Origin of the sequence: Streptomyces xanthochromogenes (assembly GCF_014650455.1) — a bacterium.
GTDB classification, from domain to species: Bacteria; Actinomycetota; Actinomycetes; order Streptomycetales; family Streptomycetaceae; genus Streptomyces; species Streptomyces xanthochromogenes.
In genome coordinates this window covers 189109-212539 of the sequence record NZ_BMUZ01000001.1, presented here as the reverse complement: position 1 = coordinate 212539, position 23431 = coordinate 189109, and the positions used below count along the sequence as shown (strand labels likewise).

At 72.2% G+C, this 23431-nt stretch carries 22 protein-coding genes; 14 read left to right on the top strand and 8 right to left on the bottom strand.

Annotation, left to right across the window (positions count from 1 at the left end; all coding sequences use genetic code 11):
* Positions 1-11 precede the first annotated feature (11 nt).
* On the bottom strand, positions 12-1253 hold the full coding sequence (locus IE267_RS00940) for an MFS transporter (RefSeq protein ID WP_189761884.1): 1242 nt from the start codon (positions 1251-1253) through the stop codon (positions 12-14).
* A gap of 239 nt (positions 1254-1492) precedes the next feature.
* Here IE267_RS00940 and IE267_RS00935 point away from each other — a divergent pair, with 239 nt between their 5' ends.
* From IE267_RS00935 to IE267_RS00925, 3 genes are all read left to right on the top strand, one after another.
* On the top strand, positions 1493-2131 hold the full coding sequence (locus IE267_RS00935; protein ID WP_161254940.1) for a DUF6758 family protein: 639 nt from the start codon (positions 1493-1495) through the stop codon (positions 2129-2131).
* 91 nt (positions 2132-2222) lie between these two features.
* A complete protein-coding gene (locus tag IE267_RS00930; RefSeq protein ID WP_189761883.1) occupies positions 2223-3089 on the top strand; it encodes a PHP domain-containing protein in 867 nt (288 codons plus the stop codon).
* A 164-nt stretch (positions 3090-3253) separates the two neighbouring features.
* Complete coding sequence (locus IE267_RS00925; protein WP_167157162.1) at positions 3254-3859, top strand: MarC family protein; 606 nt, start codon at positions 3254-3256, stop codon at positions 3857-3859.
* 131 nt (positions 3860-3990) lie between these two features.
* On the opposite strand, the gene IE267_RS00920 is transcribed toward IE267_RS00925, so the two are convergent.
* Positions 3991-4143 (bottom strand): DUF8834 family protein, encoded by a 153-nt coding sequence (locus tag IE267_RS00920; protein WP_167157160.1) that lies wholly within the window; start codon positions 4141-4143, stop codon positions 3991-3993.
* A 277-nt stretch (positions 4144-4420) separates the two neighbouring features.
* Between IE267_RS00920 and IE267_RS00915 the strand changes: the two genes are divergently transcribed.
* On the top strand, positions 4421-5350 hold the full coding sequence (locus IE267_RS00915) for an NYN domain-containing protein (protein ID WP_189761882.1): 930 nt from the start codon (positions 4421-4423) through the stop codon (positions 5348-5350).
* 171 nt (positions 5351-5521) lie between these two features.
* Here IE267_RS00915 and IE267_RS00910 read toward each other — a convergent pair whose 3' ends face one another.
* Together IE267_RS00910 and IE267_RS00905 are read right to left on the bottom strand one after the other, a co-directional pair.
* Complete coding sequence (locus IE267_RS00910; RefSeq protein WP_167157157.1) at positions 5522-6373, bottom strand: alpha/beta fold hydrolase; 852 nt, start codon at positions 6371-6373, stop codon at positions 5522-5524.
* Between the two features lie 99 nt (positions 6374-6472).
* On the bottom strand, positions 6473-8920 hold the full coding sequence (locus IE267_RS00905; RefSeq protein ID WP_189762136.1) for a DEAD/DEAH box helicase: 2448 nt from the start codon (positions 8918-8920) through the stop codon (positions 6473-6475).
* Between the two features lie 382 nt (positions 8921-9302).
* Here IE267_RS00905 and IE267_RS00900 point away from each other — a divergent pair, with 382 nt between their 5' ends.
* Positions 9303-10064 (top strand): ferritin-like fold-containing protein, encoded by a 762-nt coding sequence (locus IE267_RS00900; protein WP_167157155.1) that lies wholly within the window; start codon positions 9303-9305, stop codon positions 10062-10064.
* 90 nt (positions 10065-10154) lie between these two features.
* On the opposite strand, the gene IE267_RS00895 is transcribed toward IE267_RS00900, so the two are convergent.
* The 4 genes from IE267_RS00895 to IE267_RS00880 all read right to left on the bottom strand — a co-directional run bounded on the left by IE267_RS00895 (position 10155) and on the right by IE267_RS00880 (position 12023).
* Complete coding sequence (locus IE267_RS00895; RefSeq protein WP_161252922.1) at positions 10155-10418, bottom strand: hypothetical protein; 264 nt, start codon at positions 10416-10418, stop codon at positions 10155-10157.
* A gap of 221 nt (positions 10419-10639) precedes the next feature.
* Positions 10640-10867, bottom strand: coding sequence for a DUF3107 domain-containing protein (locus tag IE267_RS00890; protein WP_100574953.1), 228 nt, complete (start codon positions 10865-10867; stop codon positions 10640-10642).
* Between the two features lie 141 nt (positions 10868-11008).
* Positions 11009-11650, bottom strand: coding sequence for a TetR/AcrR family transcriptional regulator (locus tag IE267_RS00885; protein ID WP_100574954.1), 642 nt, complete (start codon positions 11648-11650; stop codon positions 11009-11011).
* A 145-nt stretch (positions 11651-11795) separates the two neighbouring features.
* Positions 11796-12023, bottom strand: coding sequence for an Rv3202a family protein (locus IE267_RS00880; protein WP_189761881.1), 228 nt, complete (start codon positions 12021-12023; stop codon positions 11796-11798).
* 135 nt (positions 12024-12158) lie between these two features.
* Between IE267_RS00880 and IE267_RS00875 the strand changes: the two genes are divergently transcribed.
* The 9 genes from IE267_RS00875 (at position 12159) to IE267_RS00840 (ending at position 23371) form a co-directional block, all read left to right on the top strand.
* Positions 12159-13154 (top strand): alpha/beta fold hydrolase, encoded by a 996-nt coding sequence (locus IE267_RS00875; protein WP_167157151.1) that lies wholly within the window; start codon positions 12159-12161, stop codon positions 13152-13154.
* A gap of 8 nt (positions 13155-13162) precedes the next feature.
* On the top strand, positions 13163-14476 hold the full coding sequence (locus tag IE267_RS00870; RefSeq protein WP_229860543.1) for a DUF3152 domain-containing protein: 1314 nt from the start codon (positions 13163-13165) through the stop codon (positions 14474-14476).
* Between the two features lie 88 nt (positions 14477-14564).
* The gene (locus IE267_RS40340; protein ID WP_317617795.1) at positions 14565-14660 is read left to right on the top strand and encodes an Ms4533A family Cys-rich leader peptide; all 96 of its coding nucleotides are present in this window, start codon (positions 14565-14567) and stop codon (positions 14658-14660) included.
* A gap of 166 nt (positions 14661-14826) precedes the next feature.
* The gene (locus IE267_RS00865) at positions 14827-16557 is read left to right on the top strand and encodes an ABC transporter substrate-binding protein (RefSeq protein ID WP_189761880.1); all 1731 of its coding nucleotides are present in this window, start codon (positions 14827-14829) and stop codon (positions 16555-16557) included.
* A 2-nt stretch (positions 16558-16559) separates the two neighbouring features.
* Positions 16560-17570: an ABC transporter permease gene (locus IE267_RS00860; RefSeq protein WP_189761879.1), complete on the top strand. Its 1011-nt coding sequence runs from the start codon at positions 16560-16562 to the stop codon at positions 17568-17570.
* The gene (locus IE267_RS00855; protein WP_189761878.1) at positions 17567-18565 is read left to right on the top strand and encodes an ABC transporter permease; all 999 of its coding nucleotides are present in this window, start codon (positions 17567-17569) and stop codon (positions 18563-18565) included. Before IE267_RS00860 ends, IE267_RS00855 begins: the two co-directional genes overlap by 4 nt.
* Complete coding sequence (locus tag IE267_RS00850) at positions 18562-20352, top strand: dipeptide ABC transporter ATP-binding protein (RefSeq protein ID WP_189761877.1); 1791 nt, start codon at positions 18562-18564, stop codon at positions 20350-20352. The genes IE267_RS00855 and IE267_RS00850 overlap by 4 nt, the downstream gene beginning before the upstream one ends.
* Before the next feature lie 191 nt (positions 20353-20543).
* Positions 20544-22310, top strand: a complete 1767-nt coding sequence (locus tag IE267_RS00845) for a DUF3492 domain-containing protein (RefSeq protein ID WP_189761876.1) — start codon at positions 20544-20546, stop codon at positions 22308-22310.
* Entirely contained in the window at positions 22307-23371 is a 1065-nt protein-coding gene (locus tag IE267_RS00840; protein WP_229860542.1) for a hypothetical protein, read from the top strand. Before IE267_RS00845 ends, IE267_RS00840 begins: the two co-directional genes overlap by 4 nt.
* Positions 23372-23431: the final 60 nt, after the last annotated feature.

Below are 23431 nucleotides of genomic sequence, written 5' to 3'. Positions count from 1 at the left end.
AGGCCACCCGCTCAGTTGGCGAAGACCGAGACCCCGTCCTCCGAGGCATGCGCCGGCTGCAGTTCCTCCGCCTCGTGCGTGAGCGAAGAGCGCCGAACCCACACGATCAGCGCACCGAGCACCGCCGCGACGGCAGCGACCACGAACGGGATGTGGATGTTGCTCCACTCCTCGATCTTGGGCGCGAAGTAGGGGGCCGCGGCCGCGGCGAACCAGCGCACGAAGTTGTAGCCCGCGCTCGCCACCGGCCGGGGCGCGTCCGAGACACCCAGGGCCAGTTCCGTGAAGACGGTGTTGTTGAGGCCGATGAACGCGCCGGACGCGATGGTCGCGGCGACGGCCGTGGCGTGGTTGCCGTAGCCGAGCACGATCAGGTCGGCGGCGAGCAGCACCAGCGATCCGCCGAGCACCTTCAGCGAGCCGAACAGCTTCTGGAGCCGCGGCGCGACGAGGACCGAGAACACCGCGAGCAGCACGCCCCAGGCGAAGAAGACTCCGCCCGACTTGTACGGCGACATGTTCAGGACGAACGGGGTGAAGGCGAGGACCGTGAAGAACGCGTAGTTGTAGAAGAACGCGGACGCCGCGGCCGAGGCGAGCCCGCCGTGGCCGAGCGCCTTGATCGGATCGAGCAGCGACGTCTTGCGCGCGGGCCTGGGCTGTTCCTTCAGGAGCGCCGTGATCGCGATGAAGCCGATCGCCATCAGGGCCGCGGTGCCGAAGAAGGGGTAGCGCCACTTCATGTCGCCGAGGATCGCGCCGAGCAGCGGCCCGCACGCCATGCCGAGCCCGAGCGCGGACTCGTAGAGCAGGATCGCGGCGGCGCTTCCGCCGGCCGCGGCGCCCACGATGACCGCCAGCGCGGTGGAGACGAACAGCGCGTTGCCGAGCCCCCATCCGGCCCGGAAGCCGACGAGTTCGCCGACCGAGTTCGAGGTGCCGGCGAGCGCGGCGAAGACGACCACCAGGGCGAGGCCCGCCAGGAGCGTCTTCTTGCCGCCGATCCGGCTGGACACGAAGCCGGTGACCAGCATGGCGACGGCGGTGATCAGGAAGTACGAGGTGAAGAGCAGGGAGACCTGGCTGGGTGTGGCGTCCAGGCCCTTGGCGATGGAGGGCAGGATCGGGTCGACCAGGCCGATGCCCATGAAGGCCACGACGGACGCGCCCGCGGTCGCCCAGACCGCCTTGGGCTGACGCAACAGACTGCCGGCTCCCGCACCTTCGTCGAGAGGGTCCTCTCCTTGCCGCATGGTTGCTCCCGCTTCCCGTTGGGACGGTCACCGCTCGATGGGTGACCCAAGATCGTTGTGCGATACACATAATAACTTAGCTAGGCTAATGGATGCAAGATGAAACTACTTTTCTCGCGGTCTCGCATGGCCTCCGGGCCCCTGCCCCCGGCTCCGCGTCCGGGGCCGACGGGTGGACCGCACTCCGGATGGGTGATCGTCCTTGACGGGGCGACGGGCGGGGAGGACCGTGGGGCTCTATGAGGGGCGAACCCAGTTGCCCGAAGTGCGGAGGCCGGGTCAGGGCGCCCGGTCTCTTTGCCGACACCTGGCAGTGCGACGCGCACGGGCCGGTGTATCCGCTCCAGCCGGTGGTGCCGCCCAGCGTCGAGGCCCTGGAGGTCGTCGTGCGCCGGGCCCAGGTGCCGGCATGGATGCCCTGGCCGCTGCCCGTCGGCTGGCTGTTCACCGGCGTCGCGTACGCGGGTGACGACCGCAGCGGTGGCCGCGCGACCGCCGTCGCCTGCTCGGGCCCCGGCCCGCTCGGCGGCATCGGCGAGCTGATCCTGGTCGCCGAGGAACTGGGCGTGGGGCTCGGCGCGCGGTACGCGGGCATCGACGGGCCCGACCCCGGCCCGTTCATGAGCGTCGACAAGCCTCCGCACACCAAGGTCCTCGCGGCCGGCCGGCCCACCCCGATGTGGCACGTCACCCGCACCCCGGACGACCGCGCCGTCTTCGCCGGGGAGGCCTGCGGGCTCTGGCTGTGGGCCATCGTGTGGCCCGAGCAGTCCGGCCTGCTCATGTACGACGAGCTCGTCCTGACCGACCTGCGCGACGCGGGCGCCGAGGTCGAGCTGGTCCCGTGCGGGGCGCTGACCCCGCGCATCCTGTCCTGACCCGGCGATCCGGGAGCGGACCGCGGGGCGCGGCCGGGCGGTTATCCTTGACCGTCCCCTGATCCGTCCCTTATGCCCTGGAGTACGCGTCGTGCGCATCGATCTGCACACCCACTCCACGGCGTCGGACGGTACGGACACCCCTGCCGAGCTGGTCGCCAACGCGGCCGCCGCCGGGCTCGACGTCGTCGCGCTGACCGACCACGACACCACCCGCGGATACGCGCAGGCCATCGCCGCGCTCCCGGCCGGGCTCACCCTCGTCACCGGCGCCGAACTCTCCTGCCGCATCGACGGCATCGGCCTGCACATGCTGGCCTACCTCTTCGACCCCGAGGAGCCCGAGCTCTCCCGCGAGCGCGAGCTCGTGCGCGACGACCGGGTGCCCCGCGCCCAAGGCATGGTCGCCAAGCTCCGTGACCTCGGCGTGCCCATCACCTGGGAGCAGGTCGCGCGCATCGCGGGCGACGGTTCGGTGGGCCGCCCCCACGTCGCCGAGGCGCTCGTCGAACTCGGCGTCGTCGACTCGGTGTCCGACGCCTTCGTGCCGGACTGGCTCGGCGACGGCGGCCGGGCCTACGTCGGCAAGCACGAGCTGGACCCGTTCGACGCGATCCGGCTCGTCAAGGCCGCCGGCGGCGTCACCGTCTTCGCCCACCCGCTCGCCGTCAAGCGCGGCCGGGTCGTACCCGAGTCCGCGATAGCGGAGCTGGCCGCCGCCGGGCTCGACGGCATCGAGGTCGACCACACCGACCACGACGCCCCCACCCGCGACCGGCTGCGCGGCCTCGCCCGCGAGCTCGGCCTGCTCGCCACCGGCTCCAGCGACTACCACGGCAGCCGCAAGACCGTACGGCTCGGGGAGTACACCACCGACCCCGAGATCTACGGCGAGATCACCCGCCGCGCCACGGGGGCCTTCCCCGTGCCGGGCGCGGGCGGAGGCGCCCGCCCGTAGGGAGAGCGCGCCTCTCCCCGCCCCGGGGGCACCGCCCCCGCACCCCCACTCCTCGAACCCCCGCCCCGGCCGGCTTCCACGCGGCCCCGGGGGACGGGCCCGGCCGGCCCGCGCACCAGCGCCCCAGCCCTCCTCATGTACGCCCCTCACTTGCAAGGCTCACCGTGTTCGACGCTGCCGTCTTCGGCTCCCTCTTCCTCACCCTGTTCGTCATCATGGATCCCCCCGGGATCACGCCGATCTTCCTCGCGCTGACCGCCGGCCGGGCCGCCAAGGTCCAGCGCCGGATGGCGTGGCAGGCTGCCGCCGTCGCGCTCGGAGTGATCACGCTCTTCGGGCTCGTCGGGCACCAGATCCTGACGTATCTGCACATCGACGTCCCCGCGCTGATGATCGCGGGCGGTCTGCTGCTGCTCCTGATCGCGCTCGATCTGCTCACCGGCAAGACCGACGAGCCCCAGCAGACCAAGGACGTCAACGTCGCCCTGGTGCCGCTCGGCATGCCGCTGCTCGCGGGGCCCGGCGCGATCGTGCAGGTCATCCTGGCCGTCCAGAACCACGACTCGGTGTCCGGGCAGGTCTCGGTCTGGGCGGCGATCATCGCCATCCATCTCGTGCTCTACGTGACCATGCGGTACTCGCTGCTGATCATCCGCGTCATCAAGGACGGCGGCGTCGTCCTGGTCACACGGCTCGCGGGCATGATGCTCTCGGCCCTCGCGGTGCAGCAGATCATCAACGGCGTCACCCAGGTCATCCACGCCAACTGACGCCCCGGGAAGGCCTGTTGAGGCCCTCGGACATACCAAAGCGCCCCCGTACTCGTCTGTACGGGGGCGCTTCTGCATACGGCACCCGCGGCCGTTCACGGCTCGCGGGGGCACTCACTGCCTCTTACGCGTTACGAGGCTGCGGATTCGGTCGGGCGGATGTAGATGCGCTGACCCATGGCGGCGGCCTGCTGCACAATCCGGTTGACGGAGGCGGCGTCCACGACGGTGCTGTCAACGGCGGTACCGTCGACGTCGTCCAGGCGCATGATTTCGAAGCGCATGGCTTCTCCCTTCGTCTGATCCTCCTGCTAGGAGAACTACTGGTGCGGGGGGCTGCTGGAACAGCCTGCTCCCACGAGGCGTCGGGGCGGTTGCCCGCCCGTTAAGAGTGGATTGCGTGGCCACTGTGCAACGCGTTCCGTAGGGATCAACGGGTTGCCTCCAGCAAACATTCCCTACGCTAAGGAAATTTTTCGGATTGCTAAGGATTGACCGGAGAAAGCAACCACCCGTGCCCGGTTGTGCCCGCTGCGTCACGAAGTCGACAATGGAAAGCGTATGGACGAATCCCAGGAACCTCAGCCGGCCCAGGTGCCCCATGAACTCGTCGCCCAGCTGGACCGCAAGCTGGACGCCACCAACGAGCTGCTCCAGCGCATGCTCGCGGAGGTCGCGAAGACGCCCTCCACCCATGCGATCTTCGTCGACGCGGGGTACGTCTACGCGGCCGGCGGCCTCCTCGTCACCGGTACCGAGGACCGGCGCTCCTTCGACCTCGACGCCGAGGGGCTGATCGAGGCCTTCATCGACAAGGCGCGCACGATCTTCGCGGACAGCAGGCTGCTCCGCGTGTACTGGTACGACGGCGCGCGCCGGCGCATCCACACCCCCGAGCAGCAGTCGATCGCCGAGCTGCCCGACGTCAAGGTCAGGCTCGGCAACCTCAACGCGAACAACCAGCAGAAGGGCGTCGACTCCCTGATCCGCTCCGACCTGGAGTCGCTGGCCCGCCACCGCGCGATCAGTGACGCGGCGCTGATCGGCGGCGACGAGGACCTCGTCTCGGCGGTCGAGGCAGCGCAGGGGTACGGGGCGCGGGTCCACCTGTGGGGCATCGAGGCGGCGGAGGGCCGCAACCAGGCGGAGCCGCTGCTGTGGGAGGTCGACAGCCAGCGCACGTTCGACCTCGACTTCTGCAAGCCGTACGTGACGCGGCGGCCGGTCACGCTGTACGAGCAGGACGGGCCGGCGCCGAGCCGGGAGGACGTGCGGTTCGTGGGGGCGCGGATCGCCGCGACGTGGCTCTCGGAGCGGGGGCGTGCCGCCCTCGCCGACCTCCTGCCCGGCCACCCCTACCTGCCCGGCCCGGTCGACCAGGACCTCCTCATCGAGGCGGAGCGCCTCCTCCAGTACTCCCTGCGCGGCCACGCGGACCTCCGCCGCTCCCTCCGGGACGGCTTCTGGCACCACCTCCAGTCCCAGTACTGACCCGGTGCGGAGTGGCCGTGCCCGCCGCGATTCGCTCGCCTGCGGGCCGCCGAGGGCTGGTCGCGCAGTTCCCCGCGCCCCTGGCGGGGTTGGTGATGGTCGGTGCTGGGTCGTGCGGGCCACCCAGGGGCGCGGGGAACCGCGTGAACAACCTCGCCGGGCCGACGCGGCTCAGGTGGTCCAGAAGTCGGCCAGGGCCGAGGCCAGCTCCTCCGGATGGGAGACGTTGGGGGAGTGGTCCGCCCCGGCGATCACGGTGTGCCGAGCCCCCACGCTGCGCGCCATGTGCGCCAGCTCCCCGACCGTCCACACCGTCTCCCCGTCCCCGTACGCCACGTGCAGCGGCAGCGGCAACCCCGCAAGCCCCTCCGTACGGTCCGGCTCGACCCTCAACTGCCGCCCGGTGGCGATGAGTTGGGCGGGCTGCGTGCTGAACCAGCGGCGTTCGAGGAAGGACACGATCTCGGGCGGATCGGCGACGTACGCCGGGTCCCGACCGTCCAGCCACTGCGTCACCGCCCACACCCACGACGGCGGCAGCACCGGCAGCGCGGCCCGGAGCATCCGCAGCTTCGTGCGCTGATCGGGCGCGACACGCCCCGGCCCGGACGACAGCAGCGTCAGAGAGCGGAAGGCGGACGGGTCGAGCCGGGCCGCCGAGCGGGCCACGAAGCCGCCGAAGGAGTGCCCCACGAGGTGCACGGGCCCGTCGCCGAGGGCCGCTGCCTGCGCGATCACATCGGCGCCGAGCACGCGCGGGGTGTAGCCGGAGGTGCGCCGCGGCCCCGGGCTCTCGAACTGCCCGCGCCCGTCGACCGCCACTGCCCGGTACCCGGCGTCCGCCAGCGGGTCGAGGAGCGCGAGGAAGTCCTCCTTGCTCCCGGTGTACCCCGGCACCAGGAGCACGGTGCCCCGCACCCGCCGCTCCGGCCTCGAATCGAGCACCGCGAACTCCTGGCGCGGGGTGCCGAGCCGGTACGCACGCGTACGCGACGGAAGGTCGAGGGAGCGGGGCTTACTCATGAGTAGAGCGTATCCGGCGGCCCCGGCGGAGCCCGGCGCGGGAACGCGAACGGCCCGGTGACCCCCGCAGGGGAACCGGGCCGTTTCAGGCGGTGCGGCTCACGCCTCGGGGGCGACCGCGGCCTTCTTCGCACGGGTGCGACGCGGCTTGGCCGGGGCCTCGGCCTCTGCCGTGGGGGCCTCGACCGTCTCGGCGACGGCTTCGGCGGCCTTCTTGCGCGTGCGGCGCGGCTTCACCGGGGCCTCGGCCTCGGCGGCAGCCTCGACGACCGGCTCGGGCGCGGCCTCGGCGACCTTCTTGGCGCGGCTGCGACGCGGCTTGGCCGGAGCCTCTGCCGCCTCGGGCGCGGCCTCGGCGACCTTCTTGGCGCGGCTGCGCCGCGGCTTGGCCGGGGCCTCTGCCGCCTCGGGGGTGGCCTCTGCCGCGGGGGCCTCGACCGTCTCGACGACGGCTTCGGCGGCCTTCTTGCGCGTGCGGCGCGGCTTCACCGGGGCCTCGGCCTCGGCGGCAGCCTCGACGACCGGCTCGGGCGCGGCCTCGGCGACCTTCTTCGCACGGGTCCGGCGGGGCTTGACGGGGGCCTCGGCCACGACCGCAGGCGCGGTCTCGACGACCGGGGCGGCCTCGACGACGGGCTCCGCCGCCTTCTTCGTCCGCGTACGCCTCGGCTTGGCCGGGGCTTCCGCCACCGCGACCGCGGCGGCCGGAGCCTCGGCGACCTCGGTCATCGCGGCGGTGGTCCGGGCCTTCGCGGCCCTGGCCAGTTCGAGCGCGGCCGACTCGGGGGTCACGAAGCCGACCTCGGGCTCGGCGGCCTTGCGCACCCGGCGGCGACGCGCCGCCTTCGCCTCGACCGGCTCGACGACGGGCGGGGCGGCGACCGGCGCGGAACGCCGGCGCGGCTCGGACTTGCGGACGGCCTGCGCCTTGACGGTCGGCTCGGCCTTGCGGGCGGGCTCGGTCCTGGCGGGCGCCTCGGCCACGGCGGCAGCCATCGGCGCGGCCTCGATCACCGGGGCAGCGGCCTGCGGCGCGGTCGACGGCGCACCCACGCGGGTACGACGGCGGCGGCGCGGGGTGCGCTGCTCGCTCACGGTCTCGGTGGCCTCGGCCACCGGGGTCGCGACGGGAGGCGCGGTGACCTCGCCGCCTTCCAGCTGCGTGCCACCACGGGTGCGGCGACGCTGACGCGGCGTACGCGTACGGGCCGGACGCTCCTCGGTGACGACGGGAGCCGCGGCGGCGGACTTGCGCCCGCGCCCACCGGTCTCGCCCAGGTCCTCGACCGCTTCGGCCGCGAGGCCCGCGCGGGTGCGCTCGCCCCGGGGGAGCACGCCCTTGGTGCCGGCCGGGATCTTCAGCTCCTCGAACAGGTGCGGGGAGGTGGAGTACGTCTCGACCGGGTCCGGGAACTTCAGGTCGAGCGCCTTGTTGATCAACTGCCAGCGCGGGATGTCGTCCCAGTCGACCAGCGTGATCGCGATGCCCTTCTTGCCCGCGCGGCCGGTGCGGCCGATGCGGTGGAGGTAGGTCTTCTCCTCCTCGGGCGACTGGTAGTTGATGACGTGCGTGACGCCCTCGACGTCGATGCCGCGAGCGGCGACGTCGGTGCAGACGAGCACGTCGACCTTGCCGTTGCGGAAGGCGCGCAGCGCCTGCTCGCGGGCGCCCTGGCCGAGGTCGCCGTGGACCGCGCCGGAGGCGAAGCCGCGCTTGGCGAGCTGCTCGGCGATGTCCGCGGCGGTCCGCTTCGTACGGCAGAAGATCATCGCGAGCCCGCGGCCCTCGGCCTGCAGGATGCGCGCGACCATCTCCGGCTTGTCCATGGAGTGGGCGCGGTAGACGAACTGCGCGGTGTTGGCGACGGTCGTGCCCTCGTCGTCCGGCGACGTGGCGCGGATGTGCGTGGGCTGCGACATGTAGCGGCGGGCGAGGCCGATGACGGCGCCCGGCATGGTCGCGGAGAACAGCATCGTCTGCCGCTTCGGCGGAAGCAGCTGGATGATCTTCTCGACGTCGGGCAGGAAGCCGAGGTCGAGCATCTCGTCGGCCTCGTCGAGCACCAGCGTCTTGACGTGGGACAGGTCGAGCTTCTTCTGCCCGGCGAGGTCGAGGAGGCGGCCCGGGGTGCCGACGATCACGTCGACGCCCTTCTTGAGCGCCTCGACCTGGGGCTCGTACGCCCGGCCGCCGTAGATGGCGAGCACGCGCACGTTGCGGACCTTGCCCGCGGTGAGGAGGTCGTTGGTCACCTGCTGGCACAGCTCGCGCGTCGGGACGACGACGAGGGCCTGCGGGGTGTTGGTGAGCCGCTCGGACGCGGCCCGGCCGGCCTCGACGTCGGCGGGGACGGTCACGCGCTCCAGGATCGGCAGGCCGAAACCGAGCGTCTTGCCGGTGCCGGTCTTGGCCTGGCCGATGATGTCGGTGCCGGAGAGCGCGACGGGGAGCGTCAGCTCCTGGATGGGGAACGGGGACACGATGCCGACGGCTTCAAGGGCTTCGGCGGTCTCGGGGAGAATCCCGAGCTCTCGGAACGTAGTCAGGGTGCTGCCTCTTCTGTGAGACGCGGTACGGAGGCGAACGCGGCGGGTCTTACCGTGCCCATTTCATCCGGCGGGGGATCAGATTCGATCGGGTTGCCGGGTGGCGCGGGACCACTGCCGTCGCTCAAGCGCTCGTGCCGCTGAGGGATCCCTCTTCGGTGACACGTACTGATACGTGCCCCGCGGAGGGCTGTCGGGTCGGAGCCGACCGAGCAACCGACCGGGCATCCTCATTCGTGCAGCCCGTCGAAATACTCGCCGGGCGCATTACCACTGTACCCCGGATTCGCGCATGTGTGTTGGGCGAATTCGCGGGACCGGTGGTACGGGTGTGAGCAAGCAGGCCCTTACAGCCTGCCCCGGGCGGGCTATTGTGCGGCTTATGGAGACGTCTGACAACGCCACTGCAGCCGAAGAAATCACCCCGGAGCCCGAGCGCACCGGGATCGCCGCCCAGGACTGGGAGACGGCCTCCGCGCTTCCCCAGTACCGCGCCGCGGTCGTGGACCTCCTCGGTGCCCTCGCCTACGGCGAGCTCGCGGCCTTCGAGCGGCTCGCCGACGACGCGAAGCTCGCGCCGACCCTGGCGGACAAGGCGGAGCTGGCGAAGATGGCCTCCGCGGAGTTCCTCCACTTCGAGCGGCTGCGCGACCGGCTCGCCCACATCGACTCCGAGCCGACGGCCGCGATGGAGCCGTTCGCCAAGGCGCTGGACGACTTCCACCAGCAGACCGCCCCGTCGGACTGGCTTGAGGGCCTGGTCAAGGCGTACGTCGGCGACTCGATCGCGAGCGACTTCTACCGCGAGGTCGCCAATCACCTCGACTCCGACACCCGCTCCCTGGTTCTGTCGGTCCTCGACGACACCGGGCACGGCAACTTCGCGGTGGAGAAGGTGCGGGCCGCCATCGAGGCGGACCCGCGTGTCGGCGGCCGGCTCGCGCTGTGGGCCCGTCGGCTGATGGGCGAGGCTCTCTCGCAGGCCCAGCGCGTGGTCGCCGAGCGCGACGCGCTCTCGACGATGCTGGTCGGCGGGGTGGACGGGGTGGCCGCGGGCTTCGACCTCGCGGCGGTCGGCGAGATGTTCACGCGGATCACCAAGGCCCACACCAAGCGCATGGCCGCGCTGGGCCTGGCCGCCTAGAGGGTTCCGGGCTCCCCGCGGGCCTGACGCCCGGTCAAGAGGGCTCCCCGCGCGCCTGACGCCCGGTCAAGAGGGCGACGGCAGCGCCGTCTACGCCGCCCACCGGCGTAGACGGCGGGTCGGCCGCAGCAGCAGCGAGAGTGTGACGGACGCGACGAACGTGGCGCCGAGCAGGGTGATCACCCCGTGGCCGGGGCCGATCGCGGAGTGGGTCAGGAAAGCGCCGAAAAGCCCGGCGAGCGGGCCGACTCCGAGCACGGTGCGGCGGTCGGGCAGCCGGTGGGACAGCCGGGTCACGGCGGCCCACGCGAGGGCGAATCCCAGCAGTACGGAGCCAAGGGCTTCCAGCAGCATGTACGTCGCCTCCCAGGGGTGCGGCCAGGGCGGAACCGGTCACACCCGTCCTACCCGAGCCTCCCGGAACGCAACCCTCCCCTCACTGGGAGGAAGCAAGGCTGCGCGGCTCGCCGCAACCGCGGAGCGCACCCCGGGGGCACGGCCGCACGGGTACGCCGGGCATGCGGAAGGGGGCCACCGGTGCGAACCGGTGGCCCCCTTCCGTTGCGTGCCGTGTACTACAGGGCGCCGAAGCCCACGCGGCGGACCGAAGGCTCGCCGATTTCCACGTATGCGATCTTGTCGGCCGGCACCAGGACCTTGCGGCCCTTGTCGTCCGTGAGGCTGAGCAGCTGCGCCTTGCCGGCGAGGGCGTCGGATACCGCGCTCTCGACCTGTTCGGCGGACTGCCCGCTCTCCAGAACGATCTCCCGGGGCGCGTGCTGCACGCCGATCTTGACCTCCACGGCTAAGTCCCTCCGACCTCGTGCGGTGCGCGGTCAGCCGCGCCGTACGCTGCACACATTAGCCCGGCGAGGCGACCGGAAATGGCCGGTCGCCGAACGCCAGGAGCGAACAGGATCCGGGAATGACCGGCCGGATGCCGCTCAGTGCCCCTCGGTGCCGTGCAGCGGGAAGCCCGCGATGCCCCGCCAGGCCAGCGAGGTGAGCAGCGCCACCGCCTTGTCGCGGGGGATGGTCGACTCGCTGGAGAGCCAGTAGCGGGCCACCACCTGGGAGACGCCGCCCAGGCCCACGGCCAGCAGCATCGACTCGTCCTTGGACAGGCCGGTGTCCTCGGCGATGACGTCCGAGATCGCCTCGGCGCACTGGAGGCTGACCCGGTCCACGCGCTCGCGCACGGCCGGCTCGTTGGTGAGGTCCGACTCGAAGACGAGCCGGAAGGCGCCGCCCTCGTCCTCGACGTACGCGAAATAGGCGTCCATCGTCGCGGCGACGCGCAGCTTGTTGTCCGTCGTCGAAGCCAGCGCGGTGCGCACCGCGTGGAGCAGTGACTCGCAGTGCTGGTCCAGGAGGGCCAGGTAGAGCTCGAGCTTGCCGGGGAAGTGCTGGTAGAGCACCGGCTTGGACACGCCCGCGCGCTCCGCGATGTCGTCCATGGCGGCCGCGTGGTAACCCTGCGCGACGAAAACCTCCTGGGCCGCGCCCAGAAGCTGATTGCGGCGGGCCCGGCGCGGCAGGCGCGTGCCTCGCGGGCGCGCCGCCTCGGTCTGCTCGATGGCTGTCACGCCGCCTCCCAAAGTTGATCTGGTGCGCGATGTACGCGCGCCGCCATCGTACTTTTGGGTAACCCGGCTGTGCGCGGTGCGGACGCAGAATTTCACGGACCGGACGCGCCGGGTAGCCGGAGATACCCGGGGTAAACCGAACAAATCATCGGTAGTCGTCCTCGTCGAGGGCGACCACACGCGCCTGTTCGGCAACGTCCGCCTCGTTGGCCGTGCCCGGATCCACACGGTTCAGCGGGTCGTCACGGTCCTGTCGTACGTCCGTGTGCTGCTCCGCCGCGTCCGCCTCGGGGGTCTCCTCGGACAGTTCGGCCGCGCGGTCGCCTTCTGCTTCGTCCTGAAAGGTTTCCGGATCGCTCGGATCGACGGACATGACTGCTCCCTTTTCGTCCACTGCGAGTGATTCGGGGGCTTCCTTACGAGCCTAGGAGTTCGTGGCGCCGGCCGCTATACGGCCTGTGACGGCGAACACATGAACCACGGTGTGATCGTCTCGTAACATTGCCGCATGTCTTCGACCGAGCTGCCGGAAACCCCCGCCGCTGCCTCACTGGCACCGCGGGTGGGCGCGGTCAGGGTCGCGGAGGGCGAGGAGCTGCGTTCCGTCAGCCTGCCCGGCCTCACGCTGACCGTCAGGTCCCGGCCCGGCGACGCCCGCCCCGGCCTCGAACCCGCGCTGTACGTCCACGGGCTGGGCGGCTCCTCGCAGAACTGGTCGGCGCTGATGCCGCTGCTCGCCGACCGGCTGGAGGGCGAGGCGCTCGACCTGCCCGGATTCGGGGACTCCCCGCCGCCGGACGACGGCAACTACTCGATCACCGCGCATGCCCGCGCCGTGATCCGCCTGCTGGACTCGGCGGGCCGCGGCCCGGTCCACCTCATCGGCAACTCGCTGGGCGGCGCGGTCTCCACCCGGGTCGCGGCCGTACGGCCCGACCTGGTGCGCACGCTCACCCTGGTCTCGCCCGCGCTGCCCGAGATCCGCGTCCAGCGCAGCGCCTGGCCCACCGCGCTCGTCGCGCTGCCGGGCGTGGCCTCCCTGTTCGCGCGGCTGACCAGGGACTGGAACGCCGAGGACCGCACCCGCGGGGTGATGGCCCTCTGTTACGGAGACCCGGGCCGGGTGAGCCCCGAGGGGTTCGAGGCCGCCGTGCAGGAGATGGAGCGGCGCCTCCAACTCCCTTACTTCTGGGATGCGATGGCCCGCTCGGCCCGTGGCATCGTGGACGCGTACACCCTGGGCGGCCAGCACGGCCTGTGGCGGCAGGCGGAGCGGGTGCTCGCGCCGACGCTGCTCGTGTACGGGGCGCGCGACCAGCTCGTCTCGTTCCGGATGGCCCGCCGGGCGGCGGCCGCCTTCCGGGATTCGCGGCTGCTTACCCTGCCCGATGCCGGGCACGTGGCGATGATGGAGTACCCCGAGACGGTCGCGCAGGCCGTGCGGGAGCTGATCGACGAGAGCGCCGGCGACCACCGCGGCGACGACCGAGGAAACAGGAGCTGATCCGGGGCGTGGGACGACACAGCCGACCCAGCGAGACCGGCGACGCGGCGCCGATACCCCAGGCGCCACCGGCCTCCGAGGCCGAGTCGGCCGTCGCCTCCGGCGGTGGCCGCCGCAGACGGCAGGCCCCGGCGGTCAACGGCTCCGACGGGCGGGAAGGCGCGGGCACTCCCGCCTTCGGCACCCCGCAGGTGCGCGGCGGACACCCCGAGCACGACGAGGACGGGCCCCGTGGCGGGGCCGCGTCCCACTACGGCGACTGGCACGGCAAGCCGCGCCCGGCCATGACCGGCACCCCTCTCAACACCGGGGGCCCGCGCATACCGGGCCCGCGCCGCTCCTACACGGAGGCCTTCGACGGGCCGGGGCCCGAATCCGGGCCCCGCACCGGCACCGGCGACACCGGCAGGCAGCGCACCATCGGAGTCCCGGCGCAGCTGCGCGAAGAGCCGCCGGCACCCGCTCCCGAGGCGAAGCCGAAGGGGCTCAAGGGCTCCGGGCTCAAGGGCTCCAAGGTGTCCAAGGGGCGGACGTTCACCGGGATCGCGGCCGCCGCGGTGACCACCGTGCTCGCGGTCGTCGTCGCCGGGCAGGTCACCTCCGCCGGGGAGAAGCACGACGCGGCCGGCCGAGCCGCGGGCGAGAAGGGCCGAGAGGACGACGGCTCGGCCTCCCGGGGCAGCGGCCGCTCCACCCCGGGGATCGCGCCCGCGGTCCTGACGTACGACCAGAAGATGGCCCAGCAGTACCCGATGGACCCCAAGCTCAAGGCGTCCGGCACGTTCGACACCGTGCCGGGGTTCGACGCGGCACCGGGCAAGGGGCACAAGTACCGCTACCAGGTCGACATCGAGCAGGGCCTCGGCCTGGACGGCGCCCTGTTCGCCCAGGCCGTGCAGAAGACCCTGAACGACGACCGCAGCTGGGCGCACGGCGGGGACATGACCTTCGAGCGGATCTCCTCGGGCAAGCCGGACTTCGTGGTCACCCTCGCGAGCCCCGGGACCACCGGGGTCTGGTGCGCCAAGTCGGGCCTGGACACCACCGAGGACAACGTCTCCTGCGACTCGGCCGCCACCGACCGCGTGATGATCAACGCGTTCCGCTGGGCGCAGGGCTCGGTGACGTACGGCTGGGGCAAGGCGATGTTCACCTATCGCCAGATGCTCATCAACCACGAGGTCGGCCACCGGCTGGGGCACAACCATGTGAGCTGCCGCACGCCCGGCGCGCTGGCCCCGGTGATGCAGCAGCAGACCAAGTCCCTGGACATCGACGGGATCAAGTGCCTGCCCAACCCCTGGGTGTATCCGAAGAGTTGAGCCGCACCGGTGCGACACGTCCCAGAATGTGGGACGACCGTCTCGTTCTCGATTGACAGTGAACAGCCGTTCGTCCATATTTCTCGGCATGTCGCACCGTCACGCCACCCCCGAACGCGCCGCCATCGAGCTGGCGCTCATCGGCGTGACCGGGCACAGCGTGGCCGACATTCTCTGTAGCTGACGCCGTCCCGAGCGCGTTCGACCTTCCTTTTCCCTTTTTGCGCCCGGGCATTTCCGTGCTTCCGCACGGTCTCCGCACACGGGCGCAGCCACCCCTCTTTCCTTTTGGTGCTGTGGGCGCCCGTCTCCGTCGCCCTGCCCAGCAGTCACCGAGAGGTCTACATCCGATGCGTCACACGTCCATTTCGTCGGGGAATGTCGCAAGAGCGGCCGCGATAGCCGTGGTTCTCGCCGTGGGCGCCGTCGCCTGCGGCCCCGAGGACAGCGGCGCCAAGAGCGCGGGGTCCGCGGCGTCCGGCACGCCCCAGAAGGGCGGCACGCTCAGCGTCCTCAACAACGAGGCGCAGACCGACTTCGACCCGGCCAGGCTCTACACCTCCGGCGGCGGCAACGTGCCCTCGCTCGTCTTCCGCACCCTGACCACCCGCAAGCGCGCGAGCGGCGCCGAAGGCACGAAGGTGGTGCCCGACCTCGCCACCGACACGGGCCGGCCCAACGCGGACGCCACCGTGTGGACGTACACGCTCAAGGACGGCCTCAAGTACGAGGACGGCAGCCCGATCACCACCGCCGACATCAAGTACGGCATCGAGCGCTCCTTCGCGGCCGAACTCTCCGGCGGCGCACCGTACTTGAGAGACTGGCTGGTCGGCGGGGCGAAGTACGAGGGCCCCTACAAGGACGGCGGCAAGGGCCTCGACTCGATCGAGACGCCGGACGCGAAGACCATCGTCTTCCACCTGAACAAGCCGGAGGGCGAGTTCCCCTTCCTGGCCACCCAGACGCAGTTCGCACCCGTCCCCAAGGCCAAGGACAACGGCACCAAGTACGAGGAGCACCCCGTCTCCTCGGGCCCGTACAAGGTCGTCAAGAACGAGAACGACGGCGAGCACCTCGTCCTGGAGCGCAACCCGAACTGGTCCGAGGCGACCGACCCCGAGCGCAAGGCCTACCCGGACACCATCGACGTGCGCTCCGGGCTCGACCAGGCCGTCATCAACCAGCGGCTCTCCGCCTCCCAGGGCCCGGACGCCGCCGCCGTCACCACCGACACCAACCTGGGCCCGGCCGAGCTGGCCAAGGTCACCAGCGACAAGCAGCTCGCCGCACGCGTCGGCACCGGGCACTTCGGCTACACCAACTACATCGCGTTCAACCCGAACGTGAAGCCGTTAGACAACCCGAAGGTCCGCCAGGCCATCGCGTACGCCGTCGACCGCACCTCGGCCGTCAACGCCGTGGGCGGCTCCTCGCTCGCCGAACCCGCCACCACCTTCCTGCCGAACCAGAAGGCCTTCGGCTACACCCCGTACGACCCGTTCCCGGCGGGTGCGTCCGGCAACGCCGACAAGGCCAAGGAGCTCCTGAAGGAGGCGGGCTACGCCGACGGTCTGACCGTCACGCTCACCCACTCCAACGCCAAGGGCGGCCCGAAGGGGCCCGAGGTCGCCACCGCCCTCCAGGACGCCCTGAAGAAGGCGGGCATCACCGTCAAGCTCCAGGGTCTCGAAGGCAACGACTACAACGACACCGTCGCCAGCACCAAGAAGGAGCCCGGCTTCTTCCTGCGCGGCTGGGGCGCGGACTGGCCCTCCGGCGGCCCGTTCCTCGCGCCGATCTTCGACGGCCGCCAGATCGTCCAGGACGGCGCCAACTTCAACACCGGCTTCCTGAACGACCCCTCCGTCAACAGTGAGATCGACGAGATCAACAAGCTGACGGACCTGGCCGCCGCCGCCCCGCGCTGGGGCGCGCTCGACAAGAAGATCGGCGAGCAGGCCGTGGTCGTGCCGCTGTTCCACCCCGTCTACAAGCGGCTCGTCGGCAAGGACGTCAAGAACGTCGTCATCAGCGACTGGACCGGTGTGCTCGACATCTCGCAGGTCGCGGTCAAGTAACCATGTCCGAAGCCCTGTTGACCACCGGGGCGGGCGTCACCACGCCCGCCCCCGGCGGTCGTCTCTTCTGGCGGCGGCTGCGCGCCCAGCGCGCGGTCACCGCCGCGGCGGCCGTCTTCGCCCTGCTCGTCCTGGTCGCGCTCGCGGCCCCGCTGCTCACCGCGCTCGAAGGCCAGAACCCCAACGCCTACCACCCCGCGCTCGTCGACTCGGCCAGCGGCGGAGTGCCGATCGGCTCGTTCGGCGGGATCAGCGGCGAGCACTGGCTCGGCGTCGAACCGCAGACCGGGCGCGACCTGTTCGCCCGCATCGTCTACGGCGCCCGCGTCTCGCTCGGTGTCGCCTTCGTGGCCACCCTCATCCAGGTCGCGCTCGGCGTCGGACTCGGCCTGTTCGCCGCGCTCGGCGGGCGCTGGGCCGACCAGATCGTCAGCCGCGTCACCGATGTCGCGGCCGCCCTGCCCATGCTCGTCATCACGCTCGGTCTGCTCGCCGTGGCCCCCGCCTCGATCCCGCGGCCGGTCCTGATCACGCTGATCATCGCCGGGCTCGGCTGGTTCGGCACCTCGAAGATCGTGCGGGCCGGCGCCCTGTCGCTCAAGACCCTGGACCACGTCTCGGCGGCCCGGCTCAGCGGCTGGGGCACCTGGGCGATCGCCCGCCGCGAGCTGCTTCCCGCGCTCGCCGCACCCGTCATCACGTACGCGGTCCTGCTCGTCCCGAGCAATGTGGTGGCCGAGGCGGCCCTGTCCTTCCTGGGCGTCGGCATCAAGCCACCCACGCCGTCCTGGGGCCAGATGCTCACCGACGCCAACACCTGGTACCAGGCGGCGCCGACCTATCTGCTCCTGCCGGCCGGGCTGCTGTTCATCACCGTCCTGTCCCTGACCATGATCGGCGAGGGGGTGCGCACCGCGCTCGACCCGAGGGCGGCGTCGCGTCTGCGCGTGGGCACGCGCAACCAGAACAAGCCCACCGGCCCCATCGAGTCGCTTGAGGAGAAGGCAAGTTGAACGGCTTCACGGGCTTTCTGCTGCGGCGGATCGCCGGAGCCGTCCTCGTGCTCCTCGCGCTCTCCGTCGTCGTGTACGCGGTCTTCTACGTGGCCCCCGGCAACGTCGCCCAGATCGTCTGCGGCGAACGCTGCTCGCCGCAGCAAGTCGCCCTGGTGCACGACAAGTTGGGGCTCGGCGACCCGCTGTACCTCCAGTACGGCCACTTCATCCAGGGCATCTTCGCCGGACGCGACTTCTCCTCCGGCACGGGAGTGGTGCACTGCTCCGCGCCCTGCCTCGGCCAGTCCTACCGCACCGACGAGCAGGTCACGGACCTCATCTTCGGAAAGCTGCCCGTCACGGGCTCCCTCGTGATCGGCGCGTTCGCGCTGTGGCTGCTGATCGGCGTCGGCACCGGGGTGCTCTCCGCGTGGAAGCGCGGGGGAGTGGTCGAGCGACTGCTGACCTGGCTGACCCTGGCGGGCACGTCGACACCGGTGTTCGTCATCGGTCTGCTGCTGATCATCGTCCTCTGCTCCACACTGCAGTGGCTGCCGTTCCCGCAGTACGTGCCGTTCACGGACAACCCGGAACAGTGGTTCTGGGGCCTGCTGCTGCCGTGGTTCTCCCTGGCCCTGATCGAATCCGCCAAGTACGCGCGCCTGACCAGGAGTTCGATGCTGGAGACGCTCGCCGAGGACCATGTGCGGACGTTCCGGGCGTACGGACTCACCGAGCGGGCCATCGTCGGGCGCCACGCGCTGCGCGGCGCGGTCGCCCCCGTCATCGCGCTCAGCGCCCTCGACGCGGGCACGATGTTCGGCAGCGCGGTGCTCACCGAGACGCTCTTCGGCATCCCCGGCATCGGCCGTCAGCTCGTCGAGTCGGTGCGCACGGTCGACCTGCCGGTCGTGGTCGGCGTGGTCCTGACCACCGGATTCTTCGTGGTGCTTGCCAATGCCGTCGCGGACGTCCTGTACGCGACGGCCGATCGACGGGTGGTGCTCTCATGACGCCGGTTCCTGCTGGTGCGCCGCTGGTGGAGGTCACCGGCCTGCACATCTCCTTCGGCGACGTCCGGGCCGTCGACGGCCTCTCCTTCACCCTTCAGCCCGGCGCCGCGCTCGGCGTGGTCGGTGAGTCCGGCTCCGGCAAGAGCGCGTCGGCGTACGCGCTGCTCGGTCTGCACCGGGGCACCGGGGCGCGGGTCTCGGGCACGATCCGGGTGGCCGGGATCGATGTCAACGCCGCCTCCGACGCCGAACTCCGATCCCTGCGGGGAGGGTTGGCGGCCATGGTGTTCCAGGACCCGCTGTCCTCGCTCGACCCGTACTACACGATCGGCGACCAGATCGCCGAGGTGTACCGGGTCCACAAGGGCGGCTCGCGGCGGGCCGCCCGGGCGCGGGCGATCACCGTGCTCGACCGGGTCGGCATCCCGGATGCCGCCCGCAAGTCCCGTTCCCGTCCGCACGAGTTCAGCGGGGGCATGCGGCAGCGGGCGCTCATCGCGATGGCGCTGGCGTGCGAGCCGCGGCTGCTGATCGCGGACGAGCCGACGACGGCGCTCGACGTGACCGTCCAGGCGCAGATCCTGGACCTGCTGCACGACCTGCGCCGGGACGAGGGGCTGGGGCTGCTCCTGGTCACCCATGACGTGGGGGTCGCGGCGGAGAGCGTGGACGAGGTCCTGGTGATGCGGGCGGGCCGGGAGGTGGAGCGGGGCCCGGTGGGCCCGGTCCTGGCATCCCCGCGGGAGCCGTACACGAAGGCGCTGCTGTCTGCGGTGCCGAGGCTTTCGCCGGCCCTGCCGAGCGTGACGCCCGGGGCTTTGCCCCGGACCCCGTTCGCGCCCGAAGGGGGCTCGTCCTCCAACGCCGGACGGGCTGAAGACCCCGCCCACCCCGGTGCCGACAGGGGCGCGGGGAACGGCGCGACCAGCCATGCACGGTCCGCAGCCGTCCCATCCCCCCGGAGGCTTCCGGGAAGGGGTGGGGTGGGGGAAGCCTCCGCCGCAGGCGGGGATGTCGTCATCGAGGCCGTCGGGCTCAGCAAGAGCTTCGGGCGGGGCCGGGCCGCGTTCGACGCCGTCGACGGCGTCGACCTCCACGTCCGCCGGGGCGAAACCCTCGGCATCGTGGGCGAGAGCGGAAGCGGCAAGACCACCCTGGGCCGCATGCTCGTGGGGCTGCTCGAACCCAGCGCCGGACACGTCACCCGCTCCGGCGACGTCCAGATGGTGTTCCAGGACCCCGTCTCCTCCCTCAACCCCCGCCGTTCCATAGGCGAATCCGTCGCCGACCCGTTGCGCGCCGCGGGCGAACGCGACGACACCCGAATCCGGGCCCGCGTCGCCGAGCTGTTGGCCCGCGTCGGGCTCGACCCGGACCGCTACGACGGCTACCCGCACGAGTTCAGCGGCGGACAGCGCCAACGGGTCGGGATCGCACGGGCGTTGGCCGCCGAGCCGAAGCTCATCGTCTGCGACGAGCCCGTATCGGCCCTCGACGTCACCACCCAGGCCCAAGTCACCGCTCTGCTCGCCGAGTTGCAGCGCGAGCTCGGCCTCGCGCTGGTCTTCGTCGCGCACGACCTCGCCGTGGTGCGGCAGGTCAGCGACCGGGTCGCGGTGATGCGGCGGGGCCGGATCGTGGAGGAGGGCGAGGTGGACGTGGTCTACGGCGCGCCGAAGGACCCGTACACCCGGCAGCTGCTCGCCGCCGTCCCGTCCCTCGACCCCGCCCTGGCCGCCGTCCGCCGCGCGGCCAGGCGCGAGGAGGCGCACGTGGCCGCGGCGTAGCCGTATGTGATCGAGCGGCACCGTAGCGCGACCGAACGCACCCGGCTCGGGAAAGTTACGTGCATTCACCCCTTCCGGTGGCGCGATGGACAACCGTCCGTCGCGCCATCGGCATCTCCGCTTACGTTCTTCCCGCTGCGAGTCCCCGGTGCCGACGGGGGCCGCCCACAAGGGAGATCGGGGGTGCGCACATGCGGATCGGACTGCTCACGGATGGCGGTTATCCGTACACGACCGGCGAGTCGAGACTGTGGTGCGACCGGCTCGTGCGCGGGCTCGCGCGGCACGAGTTCGACATATTCGCGCTGAGCCGCAGCCGCGAGCAGGAGGAGCGGGGCCTGATCGAGCTGCCGCCCCACGTCCGCCGGGTGCGCACCGCGCCGCTCTGGGCCGCGCCCGAGCACCACCACGCCGGGCGCGGGCGCACCGCCCGTGGTTACGATCGGCGCGAACGGCGCGAATTCGCCGCCCACTTCGGGCACCTCGCCACCGCCCTGTGCACGGAGGAAAACGAGACTCAGGGCGCGGCCGACGGCTTCGCCGAGGGACTCTACGGGCTCGCGGGCCTGGCCCGGGAACACGGCGGGCTCGGCGGTGAACTGCGGTCGGAGGCAGCCGTCCGCATCCTGGAGGCCGCCTGCCGCGCGCCCGGCGCGAACCGGGCCGTCCGGGCCGCCCGGGTCCCCGACCACCTCGCGTTCGCGGGCCTCCTGGAGCGCGCCCTGCGCCCGCTCTCCCTCGACTGGTACGGCGACGACGCGCTCGGCGCCGCCGACCTCAGCCACGCCACGTCCGGCGGCAGCGCGGCCCTGCCCGGGCTTCTGGCCAAACGCTTCTGCGGGGTCCCGCTCCTGGTCACCGAGTACGGCGTCCAACTGCGCGCCCAGTACCTCGCGAGCGGTCGACTGGCCTCCCCCGTAAGGGCGTTGCAGGCAGGGTTCCAGCGGCGCCTGGCCGCCGAGGTGTATGCACGGGCCGAGCTGGTCACCCCCGGCAACACCCACGCCCGCCGCTGGCAGGAGCGCTGCGGCGCCGACCGCGCCAAGCTGCGCACGGTCTACCCCGGGATGTCCGCGGACCGCTTCCACGCCGTGGGCGAGGGTGTCTACGGCGGCGATCCGCACACCCTGGTGTGGGTCGGCCGGATCGAGCCCGCCAAGGACCTCGTCGCGCTCCTGCACGCCTTCGCCGAGGTCCGCAGGGCCGACCCGGAGGCCCGTCTGCGCCTGGTCTCCGTCCCCGCCGAGGGCGACGAGGACGCCGGCTACCTCGCGCACTGCCGGGCGCTCGCCGCCCAGCTCTTCCCGGACGAGGCGGCCGGTGCCCACGCCGTCGGCGACAACCCGGTCTCCTTCGAGGAACTCGGCGGTCCCGAGGCCCCCGACCTGGCCGACGCGTACGCCGCAGGCGCCGTCGTCGTCCTGTCCAGCGTCGTGGAGGGCTTCCCGCTCAGCCTCGTCGAGGCCATGTTCTGCGGCCGGGCCACCGTCTCCACCGACACCGGCGCGGTCGTCGAAGTCATCGGCGGCACGGGCCTGGTGGTGCCGCCGCGCAATCCGCGCGCCCTCGCCGATGCCTGCCTCAGCCTGCTGCACGATCCCGAGCGGCGCGCGCGCCTGGGCGCCGCCGCCCGCGCCCGCGCGCTCGAACTGTTCACCGTCGAGCAGAACATCGCGGCATTTCGCGGCATTTACCTGGAGCTCATGTCGCACAACCCGGTCCATCGCGAGAGCACCGGCCGGGCGGACGCACCCCGGCCCTTCGCCCACCCCGCCGAGGCCCACGTGCCCGGACGGTGGGCCGCCCCGACCGCGGCACGGGTACCGAACACCACGGGACCGACGCCGAGTTGGGCCGGCGGCCCGCTCGCCGTCCTCATGCGCGAGCGCCTCGACCGGCGCGACCGCCTCGATCCGCGCGACCGGCTCGACATCGCGGAGGAAGGTGCGGGCGCGTGACCGACCTGCCCACCACCGCCCGCCGCGGGCCCGCCGACCCCGTCAAGGCGCTCATGCACCGCCACCGTGCACTGTGCGAACGTGCCGTCGACCCGCTGGAGATCGCGGCCGGTCTGGAGGCACACGGCGTCACCGACCGGACCGCCGCCCGCTTCCGGCACCGCGATGTCTTCTCACTCGCCGAAGAGCTCTACGCCCGGGTGCCCCGGGACGCCGCAACCGCCGACCCGGCCGCGGAGCCGAGCCGCCCAACGGCCACCTGGGCCTTGTGGGCGCTGCTCCCGGGCGCCGTCTGCACCCTCGCCGTCACGGGTGTCCAGCTCACCTCCGGCGGGGTGCGTCCGGCGCTCGGCGCGCTCGGCGCGGCCGCCTTCGCGGTGGCCCTCACCCTGACCCTGCGGCGCGGCCCGCTGCGCGCGGGCCCGGGCGACCGACCCCTGGCCCGCATCTGCGCCGGCTGGCTCATGGCGTACGCGATCGGCGGCGACGGGCTGCTCTCCGACGCCCTGAGCGGTGGCCCCGACGGGCTCTGGGCGCTCGACCCGGCGGCGGCCACCGGCCTGGCCTTCGCCGTCGCCCCCGCGATGTGGTGCGCGCACCTCTTCTCCGTACAGGCGCGCAGGAAGCTCGCTTCGAGCCGCGGTCTCGCGGAGTTCTCGGGCCGCTCACGGCCCCTGCTCCTGGCCACCGCCGCGCTGTTCATCGGCGGCCTGGCCGTCTGCCTGGCAGCTGCCCAACTGGCATACGGATCAGGGGAGTTCACGGCCTGCGTCGCGCTGGGTCTGCTGCTCTGGCTCGCCCGGCTGCTCGCCGCCCACGGATTCTCCGGCGCCGCCACCAAGGTGCTCGCCGCCGCGGCCGGAGCCGAACTGCTCGCGCTGTCCTCCGTGTTCGCCGGGCGGCTACCCGGCCTCACCCTCGTCGGCCGGCCCGTGGCCGACGCCGCAGGAACCTGGGGCGTCGGGGCCGTGCCCGCCGTGGTGTGCGGCGCGGCCGCCCTCGCCCTGCTCGCCCGAGCCGCCGCCGTACTGGCCCGCGCCTCGGCCCACTGTGACCAGTGAGGCGCCCGATGAACGACGCGCCCACCCCACCGAAGCGCCGAACGACTCGCCCGCCCCATC

Excerpts from the sequence above, each read along its gene's own strand:
- IE267_RS00875 (WP_167157151.1), top strand. The coding sequence starts at position 12,159 with ATGTCTTCGACCGAGCTGCCGGAAACCCCCGCCGCTGCCTCACTGGCA.
- IE267_RS00935 (WP_161254940.1), top strand. The coding sequence starts at position 1,493 with ATGAGGGGCGAACCCAGTTGCCCGAAGTGCGGAGGCCGGGTCAGGGCG.
- IE267_RS00860 (WP_189761879.1), top strand. The coding sequence starts at position 16,560 with ATGTCCGAAGCCCTGTTGACCACCGGGGCGGGCGTCACCACGCCCGCC.
- IE267_RS00900 (WP_167157155.1), top strand. The coding sequence starts at position 9,303 with ATGGAGACGTCTGACAACGCCACTGCAGCCGAAGAAATCACCCCGGAG.
- IE267_RS00940 (WP_189761884.1), bottom strand. The coding sequence starts at position 1,253 with ATGCGGCAAGGAGAGGACCCTCTCGACGAAGGTGCGGGAGCCGGCAGT.
- IE267_RS00910 (WP_167157157.1), bottom strand. The coding sequence starts at position 6,373 with ATGAGTAAGCCCCGCTCCCTCGACCTTCCGTCGCGTACGCGTGCGTAC.
- IE267_RS00880 (WP_189761881.1), bottom strand. The coding sequence starts at position 12,023 with ATGTCCGTCGATCCGAGCGATCCGGAAACCTTTCAGGACGAAGCAGAA.
- IE267_RS00915 (WP_189761882.1), top strand. The coding sequence starts at position 4,421 with ATGGACGAATCCCAGGAACCTCAGCCGGCCCAGGTGCCCCATGAACTC.
- IE267_RS00845 (WP_189761876.1), top strand. The coding sequence starts at position 20,544 with ATGCGGATCGGACTGCTCACGGATGGCGGTTATCCGTACACGACCGGC.
- IE267_RS00850 (WP_189761877.1), top strand. The coding sequence starts at position 18,562 with ATGACGCCGGTTCCTGCTGGTGCGCCGCTGGTGGAGGTCACCGGCCTG.
- IE267_RS00895 (WP_161252922.1), bottom strand. The coding sequence starts at position 10,418 with ATGCTGCTGGAAGCCCTTGGCTCCGTACTGCTGGGATTCGCCCTCGCG.
- IE267_RS00920 (WP_167157160.1), bottom strand. The coding sequence starts at position 4,143 with ATGCGCTTCGAAATCATGCGCCTGGACGACGTCGACGGTACCGCCGTT.
- IE267_RS00865 (WP_189761880.1), top strand. The coding sequence starts at position 14,827 with ATGCGTCACACGTCCATTTCGTCGGGGAATGTCGCAAGAGCGGCCGCG.
- IE267_RS40340 (WP_317617795.1), top strand. The coding sequence starts at position 14,565 with ATGTCGCACCGTCACGCCACCCCCGAACGCGCCGCCATCGAGCTGGCG.